The 12,442-nt window shown below is 32.9% G+C and carries 10 protein-coding genes; all 10 read right to left on the bottom strand.

Annotated features, from left to right (window positions below; translation table 11 throughout):
- The 10 genes from GEMHA0001_RS04755 to GEMHA0001_RS04710 all read right to left on the bottom strand — a co-directional run bounded on the left by GEMHA0001_RS04755 (position 1) and on the right by GEMHA0001_RS04710 (position 12,442).
- Positions 1 to 1,407: a hypothetical protein gene (locus GEMHA0001_RS04755; RefSeq protein ID WP_004264323.1), complete on the bottom strand. Its 1,407-nt coding sequence runs from the start codon at positions 1,405 to 1,407 to the stop codon at positions 1 to 3.
- 546 nt (positions 1,408 to 1,953) lie between these two features.
- Entirely contained in the window at positions 1,954 to 3,291 is a 1,338-nt protein-coding gene (locus GEMHA0001_RS04750) for a DUF438 domain-containing protein (RefSeq protein WP_003144682.1), read from the bottom strand.
- Positions 3,291 to 3,524 (bottom strand): DUF1858 domain-containing protein, encoded by a 234-nt coding sequence (locus tag GEMHA0001_RS04745; RefSeq protein ID WP_003144696.1) that lies wholly within the window; start codon positions 3,522 to 3,524, stop codon positions 3,291 to 3,293. Before GEMHA0001_RS04745 ends, GEMHA0001_RS04750 begins: the two co-directional genes overlap by 1 nt.
- A 177-nt stretch (positions 3,525 to 3,701) precedes the next feature.
- A complete protein-coding gene (pyrE, locus tag GEMHA0001_RS04740) occupies positions 3,702 to 4,316 on the bottom strand; it encodes an orotate phosphoribosyltransferase (protein ID WP_004264368.1) in 615 nt (204 codons plus the stop codon).
- A gap of 34 nt (positions 4,317 to 4,350) precedes the next feature.
- On the bottom strand, positions 4,351 to 5,049 hold the full coding sequence (gene pyrF, locus GEMHA0001_RS04735) for an orotidine-5'-phosphate decarboxylase (protein WP_004264339.1): 699 nt from the start codon (positions 5,047 to 5,049) through the stop codon (positions 4,351 to 4,353).
- Between the two features lie 14 nt (positions 5,050 to 5,063).
- The gene (locus tag GEMHA0001_RS04730) at positions 5,064 to 5,978 is read right to left on the bottom strand and encodes a dihydroorotate dehydrogenase (protein WP_003144655.1); all 915 of its coding nucleotides are present in this window, start codon (positions 5,976 to 5,978) and stop codon (positions 5,064 to 5,066) included.
- A 9-nt stretch (positions 5,979 to 5,987) separates the two neighbouring features.
- Positions 5,988 to 6,752: a dihydroorotate dehydrogenase electron transfer subunit gene (locus tag GEMHA0001_RS04725; protein WP_004264286.1), complete on the bottom strand. Its 765-nt coding sequence runs from the start codon at positions 6,750 to 6,752 to the stop codon at positions 5,988 to 5,990.
- Between the two features lie 60 nt (positions 6,753 to 6,812).
- The gene (gene carB, locus GEMHA0001_RS04720) at positions 6,813 to 9,989 is read right to left on the bottom strand and encodes a carbamoyl-phosphate synthase large subunit (protein ID WP_004264433.1); all 3,177 of its coding nucleotides are present in this window, start codon (positions 9,987 to 9,989) and stop codon (positions 6,813 to 6,815) included.
- Positions 9,990 to 10,041: 52 nt separating this feature from the next.
- Positions 10,042 to 11,130: a glutamine-hydrolyzing carbamoyl-phosphate synthase small subunit gene (gene carA, locus GEMHA0001_RS04715; protein WP_003144720.1), complete on the bottom strand. Its 1,089-nt coding sequence runs from the start codon at positions 11,128 to 11,130 to the stop codon at positions 10,042 to 10,044.
- A gap of 31 nt (positions 11,131 to 11,161) precedes the next feature.
- The gene (locus GEMHA0001_RS04710; RefSeq protein WP_004264480.1) at positions 11,162 to 12,442 is read right to left on the bottom strand and encodes a dihydroorotase; all 1,281 of its coding nucleotides are present in this window, start codon (positions 12,440 to 12,442) and stop codon (positions 11,162 to 11,164) included.

Genomic DNA, 12,442 nt, shown 5'->3' with positions numbered 1-12,442 from the left:
TTAATCACCGGTACCTCTTTTAGTAACTTTACTAATATCAATTCTAGGTAATAATTTTGAAATTTCTTTAAAAGCTTCCTCTTTCCATTTTTTATACTTTTTATCTAATTCTTCTAATTCATTTTTTAATGGATCTAACTTCGATTCTAAATATTTCTTATAATTGGGAACAGAAATTACATTCCCGGATGTAATACCTCCACCTACAGTTCGTAACTGACAATAAAAAAATATTTCTTCTAGTATCTTCAAGACTTTTTCAGTTTTGTAATCATCGGCAGTTATTTCAGAGAATATACTTCTAAATAATTTCTCCCATGCCATATTATATTTACGGAAAACAAAAATTGGCTTTTCATTGTGTTCCTCTATACTTAAATACATATAAATTCTTCTCAATACAATGTAAGCTCCCAAACGAGATAAATCTGAATGAAGAAGAATCTTCTCTCCAACACCCTCCTCACCTAATTCTGGCTGAGCACATGAAAAAGGATAAATTTCTAAATTACAAATTCTATTAGCAATAGCTGTAACTTTACCTTTCATATCCTTTAATTTTTTAAAATCTAATTCTTGATTCGTCTGAATAAGATGAGAATAATATTCTTTTAAGTAGTAGTAGTCTTTTAATAACATTTTTTTACTTTTTTGCCCTTCATTTACAAAGTCAAAATTACAAAATTCTTCATTTTCATTTTTTCTATACATATGCTTAATTTCACGACCTAAGGCACTCTCTGTATCACTATAGATAATATTTTTAATGTACTCTGATAAAATGTCTTGTTTTACATCTCCCTTTAATTGATATCTCTCATATATAATTTCTTTAATATCTTTATCTTCTGTATAAGTTTTTAAAATATTTTTTATTTTTTTAATTGTTTTTCTTTTACTTTTATCTTCATTTAACAATTTATAAGATTTTCCATAATATCCCTTTAAATTTGTTACCCCAAATCCACTATCAATTTGATTATCTCCATAGCCTCCTAGATATCCTCTTGGATTTTCCATGCAATGAAAAATAATAGCTCCATTAATATCTCCATGAAAATGTGTTGGAATCTGGTATCTCATATTCAAATTCTTATTTTTATCTTCTAATTTTGTCCACTCCGGTTTTTCTTTTTTAAATTGCTTCCATCTTTCATCATCATCTAAAATATCTAACCAAGAAAAATCATTAGTAGAATTATCATCTTTGACATTATTTACAAAACCTTGAATTAGCTCTTCACCTTTATCCTGGTGCCAAGGACTAAATATCTCTAAAAAAATATTTTTATCATTTATTACTTCATCAAATCTATCTTTAGACATTCCTTTTTCTAGTAACTCATGTTCAAATACTTCTTTTATAGCATCTTTTAAAAGTTTTGATTCTTTATTATTTTCTAACATAACTTTAACCTCACTCTATTTTTATTTGTTAATCTTTTCAACAATTATATTTTACCATATTTAATGGACAAATAGTGTCTATCTATAATTTTTTTAAAATAATTTGATATTGACATTTACCTTTGATATTTATCTAATATATTAGATAAATCAATTACATTGAACTACTTATCTTAGTTTCTTTAGGATTTATTCTTATTTTAAATACCATAAGTATATATTTAGTTTCCATAGAATAATTGTTTGTCTTTTCAGTTATTCTATTATAAGATTTTTCATTATAATATAACTCAAATCTCGCTAAAAAGAAAACAATAAAATTAAAACGAAAAAATAGGGAAAAATCTAGGTCACTTAATATAGTGTAGTTTCCTCCCTATTTTTCTAAATCAACCGTACTTGACAAAGAGCCAAAATTTTATCCACTCTGCAGGTTTAACTTCTAATTTATTTTAAAGAGTATCTAAAGTATTTTATATTATTTTAGGTCTGTATATAACGTTATAGATACTTTAAAAATAAGATTTCTCTATTTAAATTACTTTATTATTCTATTCCCCTATAATAATCACTGTCTATTTCTCTATAAGGAGCTATATCCTGAACATATTCTAACACTCCTTGAAATTCACCATTTTCATCATAAACACCTGCATAAGTGACATGAACAAACTTCCCTCTTGATTCTGATTTAAACCACATTTCATACTTGTCTTTTTTCCTATCGCGCAAGTTCTTCATTATAGTTTTAACTTTTTCTAGGTACTTAGGTGGATGACATAGTTCTACATTTCTACCTACTTGTCCTGGCGTACGTTTAAAAATCATCTCTTCTTCTGAACAGTGATTATTGTAATATTGAAAAACTTCATCTTTATTAACAAAGGTAATTTCCATAGGCAGATGATTTAATATTAAATCAATTTGATTTAATGATAGATACCCATTTCCAATTTTCTGAGGTGTATCTCTATTTAAAGTTTCTTCTTTAACTTCTTTTGGTTTATAGGTAATAGTGAACTCTCCTTCAGGAGTTTGAATTACTTTCGTTAATTCCCCTTCGCTTACTTCTATTACTTCACTGTCTTCACTAGTAATTTTAGTTTCAAAATCTTCTCTATGAGGTATCCACTCTTCTTGTGGTCGAATTATTGCATAACCGTATGTATCACTATCTTTAGCGATACTCAACCAATCGTCTTGAGTAAATGTTTCTAGTAATATCATCAGAAGAATCGACTCTTCTTTAAAGATCATTTCTTCAAATTCTTTAACAAAAACTTCAAACTTTTCTTTAACTACATCTATCTCTGAATTTGGTAGCTTTTCCGCTTCTTCTTTAGCAAGTTTAAATAAATCTCTTATTTCATCATCAACACCCCACATAACCTTAGGTGGTGCATCATGTCCATATCTCTCCATTATAGGAAACATAAGTTCTTCTTTGCGTTTATAATGAATATCAAATTGTCCTAATAATTGCAACTGACGAAGCAATCCTTTTAAAACAGCTACTTTTGTGTCACCATCATCGAGCTTAGCATAGTTATCTAGAATTCGACGAACCCGAATAATTGCAGCTCTTAAAGCTAAATTTTCCTGTTTAAACACTTGTACAGGATGTCCTGGATGCTCACTATCTTCAACTTCAACAGTTTTTATCGCACCTTTAAACAAATTAGCATGTACATTACATAGCTTCATTACATCTTCAAAAGTTACGCCAGAATCTGAATTTATAAGCTCATGCTCCATTAAAGATATCTCAATCGCAGATACTCCAGAAAAATGCTCATCAAATTCAGCTTGTACTGACTCTGCAGATTCTCCATTATGAAGTCGTAATAGTATATCACGTAATACTTCAATTCTCTTTGTAGCCATTAGTCTAATCCTACTACTTCATATCCATTAGCTTCTAATGTAGCAATAATTGTTTCAAGTTTAATTCCTGCTAGCTTCGAACCCATTCTAAGTGAAGTCTTTCTTCCTACAGTATTTCTCATAATAGGATTAGCCAAAGGTTTAAATCCTAAATCTACTAAAATATCCAATACTTCTGGGTGTTTATCAACAACTTGTGCAACTGGTATACTCACATCAATAATATTATCCATTTCTCATTACCTCACTACCTTATATTATTAATATAATTATATCATAAGCCATTGATAATCGCTATCAAATTAAAAATGATAATATAAAAAGATGTATCTTAAAACTTTCATCTAAGCTACATCTTTAATATTACTTTATTTCCTTGAAACTAATCTCAATCCGATAAAGAACTTTTATTATAAATTATTTCTCCACTCAAGAAGTTTTTCTACATCTTCTTGTTTAATATAATCACTCACTACAGCTTCTTCGATTAAGTAGTTGTAGTTAGTTAAAGTGTGGTACTCTACTTTATCTGCTGCAAAGGCATCTTGTGCTTTCTTAAGTTCATAACTAAATATTGCTACTACTCCTAAGACTACTGCCCCAGCTTCTTCTAAAGCTTTGGCTACTTTTAATGAAGATAATCCAGTTGAGATTAAATCTTCAATAATAACAACTTTTTGTCCTTCTAGTAATCTACCTTCGATTTGATTTGTTTTACCGTGTTTTTTAGCTGAGTCCCTAACGTAGATCATAGGTAAATCTAATACTTCACTTACCCATGCAGCATGAGGAATACCTGCTGTTGCAGTACCAGCTACTACTTCTACTTCTGGAAATTTAGCTTTAATTACTTCACTCATACCAGCTGCTATCTCACGACGAATAGCAGGATATGACATTGTAATTCTGTTATCACAGTAAATCGGTGATTTAATTCCAGATGTCCAAGTGAAATAATCATTTGGTCTTAATGCCACTGCTTCAATATCTAATAAGTGTTTTGCTATTTTTCTTTCTAATGCCATGTTCTTCTCCTTTATGTTAGCTGTATGTCTAATATTATTTTACGAATTGACTTTTAATAAGTTTATAAACTTCAAGTGGATTTTGCGATTTAGTTATAGAACGACCAACCACGATATGTGTACTTCCTTCTTCGTTAGCAACAGTTGGAGTTGCTACACGTTTTTGATCTCCAACTTCATCTGTTTCCAATCTTATTCCTGGAGTTACTTTTAAGAAGTCATCTCCACAGTTTTCTTTAATTAATCTTGCTTCCCAAACTGATGAAACTACTCCATCAAGTCCTGCTTTTTTAGCTAGTTTAGCATAATTAATTACGCTCTCTTCTAAAGATACAGCAATTAGTTGCTCGTCTTTCATCGCTTCTTCTGATGTCGAAGTTAATTGTGTTATCGCTATTACATTAGTATCTACACTACCGCCTTCGACCATTCCTCGTTTTGCTGCTTTAAGCATTTCATAACCTCCTGCAGCATGTACTGTAAGAATATCAACTTTGAATTTTGCTAAACCTTTTGTCGCACCATAAACTGTATTAGGAATATCATGTAGTTTAAGATCTAAGAATATCTTATGTCCTAATTCTTTAATTTTTTCAATAACAACAGGTCCATTTTGTAGGTATAATTCCATCCCAACTTTTACAAATAATTTTTCTTCACCAAATTTTTCTAAAAAATTTAAAGTGTCTTCCAAAGTTGGAAAATCTAACGCTATTATTACATCTTTATTCATAATATTTCTCCTTTTTATTTATATGCACGACCACGAAGTTCTAGTATATGTTCTACACCTAGTTCATCAAGGGCCGCTTCTAACTTATCGATAATTTTTGGACAAGCATATGGATCTGCAAAATTCGCTGTACCTACTGCTACCGCACTCGCTCCAGCTGAGATAAAGTCAATTACATCCCACTCATCCATAATTCCTCCCATACCTATAATAGGAATGTTTACAGCTTGACTCACCTGATAAACCATTCTTATAGCTACAGGTTTAATCGCAGGTCCTGATAATCCTCCAGTTACGTTCGCAATTATTGGTTTTCCAGTCTTTTTATCTAGCCTTACACCTACTAAGGTATTTATCATTGTAATACCGTCAGCTCCTCCTTCTTCGACAGCTTTTGCCATCGCTACGATGTTGGTAACGTTAGGTGAAAGTTTCACATAAACAGGTACACTAGATACCTCTTTTACTTTTCTAGTTAAGTTTTTTGCTGTTTCAGGATCTGTTCCGAACTGAATTCCTCCATGCTTAACATTAGGACAAGATATATTTAACTCTAATGCATGAACATTCGGCGCTTTACTTATGTGCTCCGCTACATAGACATAATCATCTATTTCACTTCCTGCCACATTAGCAATAATAGGAACATCATACTTTTCTAATTCTTTAAGTTTTGTTTCCATTATTTCATGAACTCCTGGATTTTGTAATCCTATGGCATTCAGCATCCCACTAGAAGTTTCAGCAACGCGTGGTGTAGGATTTCCAAAACGTGGTTCTTTTGTTGCTGCCTTAATCATGATTGCGCCAAGTCTACTTAAATCATAAAAGTTAGCATATTCTAAACCAAATGCAAAGCACCCTGATGCAGGCATTACAGGATTCTTTAAATCTAATCCTGGTAATTTTACTCGTAATCTTTCGCTCATAAATTCCTCCTATAATGCTATTTCTTTCGAATCGTATACAGGTCCATCGTAACATACACGTGAGATCGAACCATCGATTTTTTCACAAACACATGCATAGCATGCACCTACTCCACAAGCCATTCTTTCTTCTAAAGAAATATACCCCATCTTTTCTTCATCCATCTTAGTTAATGCTTTTAACATAGCAAATGGACCACAACTATAATACTTATCATAGTCAACTTTATAATTTTTTATAACATCAGTAACAAAACCTTTTTCTCCGTAACTTCCATCAGCAGTAGCAACATAAGTTGTACCAAGCTCTGCAAATTTTTCTTCATAAAACACATCTTTCACATTATTAAAACCTAAAATATGTACTGTGTTTATCCCTTGTTTTCTAAATTGCTTTGCTAATTCATATAACGGTGGAACTCCAATTCCTCCACCTACTAGCAATGCAGTTTGCCCTTTTTCTAGTGTATAAACATCATATCCTTTTCCTAATGGTCCTAATACATCTACTAAATCACCGGCTTCTAATTCAGATATTTTCTTAGTACCTGCTCCATCTGCTCTGTAGACCATGACAAATGTATTTTTTTCTTTATTAATTTCACAAATTGAAATAGGTCTTCTTAATAAAAATTCATAACTATTGCTAACTTTAATATTTACGAATTGTCCAGGTGTATTCATTTCTTCAACTACATCACCCTGCAATTCAATTCTAAATATTTTATCTGCAATTTGTTCATTACTAATTACTGTTGCTAAATAAGTATCCATCCAAATGCTCCTTCTGTAAGAAGAAGGGAAAAAATTTCCCCTTCTTCATCATTTTTTATTTTATAGTGGTAATATATCAAATGATATTGATTCTAATACTTTTAGTAGCGCATCTGCTGTATCTAATGATGTTAAACATACAACCTCTTGCTCACTCGCTACACGGCGAATCTTGAATCCGTCTTTTGTTACATCTTTATCTTTTGAAGTAGTATTTACTACTACATCCACATCTCCATTATATATAGCATCAAGTACACTGTAATCACTTTGATTAATTTTTCCTACTGGAGTAACTCTTAATCCATGTTCATCTAAGTACTTAGCTGTTCCTTCTGTAGCTAATAGGTTATATCCTAAATCGAAGAATCGTTTTGCTATATTTAATGCTTCTTCTTTATCATCATTACTAATAGTGAATAAGATATTTCCTTGATCACTTACTTTGATTCCTGCTGCAAGAAGTCCTTTGTAAAGTGATTTTTCTAGAGTTCTATCACTTCCCATTACTTCTCCAGTTGATTTCATCTCAGGTCCAAGAGTAGTATCAACATCTTTTAGTTTTTGGAAACTAAATACCGGTACTTTAGTGTAAACATTCTGTGCTTCTGGTAATAATCCAGTTTCATATCCTTTAGATTTTAGAGTTTCTCCAATGATAGCTCCAGCAGCAAGTTTTGCCATTGGAACTCCTGTGATTTTACTTAAGAATGGTACAGTTCTTGAGCTTCGTGGGTTAACTTCTAGTACGAATACTTCACCTTTACTTATTACATATTGAATATTTAATAATCCAACGATGTTTAATCCTTTTGCTAATTTAATTGTATATTCTATTAACTTAGCTTTTTCACCTTCTGTTAGGGTTTGAGGTGGATATACCGCTATTGAGTCACCTGAGTGAACCCCTGCTCTTTCGATGTGTTCCATAATACCTGGAATAATTACTGTTTCACCATCACTAATAGCATCTACTTCTATCTCACGACCTACTAAATATCTGTCAGTTAGTACTGGGTGTTCTGGTGTAAGTTTTACAGCTGTCTTCATATAACGACGTAATTCAGCTTCTTCATATACTATTTCCATAGCTCGTCCACCTAGTACGTATGATGGTCTTACTAATACAGGGTATCCAATTTCTTCTGCATTTTTAACTGCTGTTTCTACATCAAATGCAGTTTTTCCAAGTGGTTGTGGAATATCTAGTTTATGTAATAATTCTTCAAATTTATCTCTATCTTCTGCATTATCGATTTCTTCTAAAGCAGTACCTAGAATTTTCACGCCGTGTTTTTCTAATTTAGCTGCTAGGTTAATCGCTGTTTGTCCACCAAATTGCACTACAACCCCTAGTGGATTTTCATGATTAATTATCGCCATAACATCTTCTTCAGTTAATGGCTCGAAGTACAGTTTATCAGAGATTGTAAAGTCTGTAGAAACTGTTTCTGGGTTGTTATTAACAATGATTGCTTCGTAACCAGCATCTTTAATCGCCATTACTGCATGAACCGTAGCATAATCGAACTCTACACCTTGTCCGATACGGATAGGACCAGATCCTAGGACAACAATTTTTTTCTTATCGCTAACGATTGATTCTTCCTCTTGTTCATAACTTGAATAGAAGTATGGAGTTTCTGAAACAAACTCAGCTGCACATGTATCAACCATTTTGAATACTGGTGTTATTTTATTTTCTTGACGAAGGTTGTAGATATCATCTTCTGTCACTCCCCATCTATGGGCAATTACCTTATCAGAGAATCCGTATTTTTTAGCATATTCTAGTAAATCTACATTTCCAACATTGTCTTTTAACTCATGTTCGATATCAATGATATTTTGCATTTTCTCTAGGAAGAACATGTCAATTTTTGTAATATCATGAATATCTTTTGTGCTTTGTCCGCGCCTTAAAGCTTCTCCAATAAAGAATAATCTTTCATCTCCGGCTTGTTTAATCTTGTCAATAATTTCTTCTAATGTGAAATCATCTCCATTAGGTAGTCCAAGGTGGTGCACACCATATTCTAATGAACGAATAGCTTTTAGTAAACTTTCTTCATAAGTTCTACCCATCGCCATTACTTCACCAGTAGCTTTCATTTGTGTTCCTAATTTTCTATCCGCATTTTCAAATTTATCAAATGGGAAACGTGGGATTTTACTTACTACATAGTCAAGTGTTGGTTCGAAACAAGCATACGAATTTTGTGTAACTGGGTTTATAATTTCATCAAGAGTTAATCCTACAGCAATTTTCGCTGCAATTTTCGCAATCGGATATCCTGTAGCTTTTGATGCTAAAGCTGATGAACGTGATACCCTTGGATTAACTTCGATAATATAGTATTTGAATGAATCTGGATCAAGTGCAAGTTGTACGTTACATCCACCTTCAATTTTTAAAGCTCTAATAATTTTTAATGATACATTACGTAGCATGTGGTACTCTCTGTCTGTTAATGTTTGAGAAGGTGCTACTACTACTGAATCCCCTGTGTGAATCCCAACAGGATCAATGTTTTCCATGTTACATACAACAATCGCTGTATCGTTAGAGTCACGCATTACTTCGTATTCAATTTCTTTAAATCCAGCGATAGATTTTTCTAATAGACATTGAGTAACTGGTGAATAGTGTAATCCACTACTTACGATTTCTTCTAAATCTTTCTCGTTGTAACAGATACCTCCACCTGTTCCCCCCATAGTGAAGGCAGGACGAACAATTACCGGATATCCTATTTCAGCCACAAATTCTCTCGCTTCATCTAAAGTTGTAATAATCGCTGATTCTGGAACTGGTTCATTAAGTTCATTCATAAGATCACGGAATAATTCTCTATCCTCTGCTTGTTCGATTGAACTTAATTTCGTTCCTAGTAATTCAACTCCGTATTTATCTAAGATTCCACTTTTGTGTAACTCTACCGCAAGGTTAAGCCCCACTTGTCCTCCTAATGTTGGAAGTAATGCATCAGGTCTTTCTTTTCTGATAATTTTACTTACAAACTCAAGAGTTAAAGGTTCCATATATACTTTATCTGCAATTTCTTTATCAGTCATTATTGTCGCTGGGTTAGAGTTAACTAAGATAACTTCATACCCTTCTTCTCTTAAAGACAGACACGCTTGAGTCCCAGCATAGTCAAACTCTGCTGCTTGACCTATTGTAATTGGTCCAGATCCTATTACTAGTATTGTTTTTATATCATTACGTTTTGGCATTTTTATTCTCCTTAATTTTGCATCGATACTCTATAATTTCTCAGGTTATTTCCTATTTGTTTTCTTTAAATTCTCTCATATAATCTATAAACTGATCGAATAAGTAGTTAGGATCGTGTGGTCCTGGTGATGCTTCTGGGTGATATTGTACTGAAAATACTGGGTATTTTTTATGACGTACTCCTTCACATGTTTTATCATTCACTGATAAGTGTGTAAGCTCTAAATCTGTATCTTTTAATGATTCGATATCAACACTGAAACCATGGTTTTGTGAAGTAATATCAACTTTTCCAGTTATTAAGTTTTTAACTGGGTGGTTAGCTCCACGGTGACCAAATTTAAGTTTGTATGTTTTCGCTCCTGATGCTAATGCAATAAGTTGGTGCCCCATACAAATTCCAAAAACTGGAATTTTCGGCATAACTTCTTTAAGCATCTCAATTGTTTCTGGTACATCTTCTGGATCTCCAGGTCCATTACTTAACATAATTCCATCTGGATTAAGTCTGAAGATTTCTGCAGCAGTTACATTATGAGGTACAACAACGATATCACAATTACGTTCATTAAGTTCTCTTAGTATTCCTGATTTCATACCAAAGTCTACTAGTACTACTCTATATCCATTTCCTGAAGATAAGAAAGCTTTTTGCGTTGAAACTTGTTCAATTTGGTTCGTTGGTAAGTCAGTTTTTCTAAGATTTTCTAATTGTTCTTCCGGATCCATGCAAAGGTCAGTAATTATTCCTTTGATTGTACCGTGTTCTCTTATTTTTCTTGTTAAACTACGTGTATCAATTCCAGAAATCCCTGGAATGTTAAGCTCTTTTAATACCTCATCTAAACTGTATTCTGTTCTAAAGTTAGAAGGTTTTTTACAAACTTCCCTAACGATAAGTCCTTTAATACTAGGATTAATTGTCTCAAAATCATCTCTGTTGATTCCGTAATTTCCGATTAATGGATAAGTGAATGTTACTATTTGTCCATTGTATGATGGATCAGAAAGTGTTTCTTGATAGCCTGTCATACCTGTGTTAAACACTACCTCTCCTGCTAGTGCTTTATTAGCACCAAATCCATATCCTTTATATACTGTTCCATCTTCTAAAATTAGTTGTCTATCGTAACTGTACATCTTTGTTCTCTCTTTCTAAGTTTTTTATTTTTTAAACTTCAAATACTTCACTATCTTTGTATGCAACTTGACCTTCACATAGTGTTAATACTGGTATTCCATAAATTTCTTCTCCTACATACGGTGTATTTCTACCTTTAGATAAGAATTTTTCCGGATCAATTTTCAGTGATTTTTCTAAGTCGATTACTACTAAGTCTGCAAAACCACCTCCTTCTAAACGTCCATATGGTAAATCAAAAGTATCTGCAACTTTTTCAGTCATCAATTTAACTAGTAAGTCTAGTGAGAATACTCCTGTTTTTACAAATTTCGTATAAAGTTGGCTGAATGCTGTTTCACTTCCAACAATTCCAAATGCAGCTTTTCTCATCGATAAGTCTTTCTCATGAGTAGCGTGTGGTGCGTGGTCTGTTGCTATAACGTCGATTGTTCCATCTAATAAACCAGCGATTAGAGCATTTCTATCTTCACGTGCTCTTAGCGGTGGATTCATCTTCCACATTCCGTTATCTTCTGGAATATCCATTTCATCACTTATTAGGTGGTGAGGACATACTTCACAAGTTACTTTAATTCCTGCTGCCTTCGCTTCTCTTACTACCCTTACTGATTCTTTAGTAGATACGTGACAAACATGGTAGTGACAGCCTGCTGCTTCAGCTAGAAGAACATCACGTGCAATCTGAACACTTTCACATACTGAAGGGATTCCTGGTAAATCTAATTCACGACTTCTACGTCCACAGTGCATACATCCTCCGCGGATTAATGAGTTATCTTCACAGTGAGCTACGATTGCTTTATTTAATTTAGCAGCAACTATCATAGATTCATACATCATGTTAGCATCCTGTACTCCTCTACCGTCATCACTAAAGGCAAACACATGCTCAGCTAATTCTTCGAAATCAGCATATTCTTTTCCTTCTTCACCTTTTGTTATAGCTCCAAATGGTATTGCTCTGATTACTGAATCGCGTTCGATAATATCTAGTTGTAATTTTAGGTTCTCATAGTTATCTGGTACTGGATTTAAGTTTGGCATAGGCATCGCTGTAGTAAATCCACCACGAGCTGCCGCTCTTGAAGCATGGTAAATGTTTTCTTTATATTCAAATCCTGGCTCTCTCCAGTGTACGTGAACATCTATAAATCCTGGTGAAACGAATTTCCCTTCTAAGTCCAATACCTTAGCTCCACTCTCTTCGATATTCTCAGAGATTTTTACGATTTTTTTATCATCAACTAAAATATCTCTTTCTATTAATACACCATTTTCTAAAATTTTACCGTTTTTTAAAAGTAACAT

The sequence above is a fragment of the Gemella haemolysans ATCC 10379 genome, assembly GCF_000173915.1.
In the GTDB taxonomy this organism is placed as follows: domain Bacteria; phylum Bacillota; class Bacilli; order Staphylococcales; family Gemellaceae; genus Gemella; species Gemella haemolysans.
This window is presented reverse-complemented; position numbering and strand designations above follow the sequence as displayed.

Excerpts from the sequence above, each read along its gene's own strand:
- GEMHA0001_RS04730 (WP_003144655.1), bottom strand. The coding sequence starts at position 5,978 with ATGAGCGAAAGATTACGAGTAAAATTACCAGGATTAGATTTAAAGAAT.
- pyrE (WP_004264368.1), bottom strand. The coding sequence starts at position 4,316 with ATGGCATTAGAAAGAAAAATAGCAAAACACTTATTAGATATTGAAGCA.
- GEMHA0001_RS04745 (WP_003144696.1), bottom strand. The coding sequence starts at position 3,524 with ATGGATAATATTATTGATGTGAGTATACCAGTTGCACAAGTTGTTGAT.
- GEMHA0001_RS04725 (WP_004264286.1), bottom strand. The coding sequence starts at position 6,752 with ATGGATACTTATTTAGCAACAGTAATTAGTAATGAACAAATTGCAGAT.
- GEMHA0001_RS04755 (WP_004264323.1), bottom strand. The coding sequence starts at position 1,407 with ATGTTAGAAAATAATAAAGAATCAAAACTTTTAAAAGATGCTATAAAA.
- GEMHA0001_RS04750 (WP_003144682.1), bottom strand. The coding sequence starts at position 3,291 with ATGGCTACAAAGAGAATTGAAGTATTACGTGATATACTATTACGACTT.
- pyrF (WP_004264339.1), bottom strand. The coding sequence starts at position 5,049 with ATGAATAAAGATGTAATAATAGCGTTAGATTTTCCAACTTTGGAAGAC.
- carA (WP_003144720.1), bottom strand. The coding sequence starts at position 11,130 with ATGTACAGTTACGATAGACAACTAATTTTAGAAGATGGAACAGTATAT.
- GEMHA0001_RS04710 (WP_004264480.1), bottom strand. The coding sequence starts at position 12,442 with ATGTTACTTTTAAAAAACGGTAAAATTTTAGAAAATGGTGTATTAATA.
- carB (WP_004264433.1), bottom strand. The coding sequence starts at position 9,989 with ATGCCAAAACGTAATGATATAAAAACAATACTAGTAATAGGATCTGGA.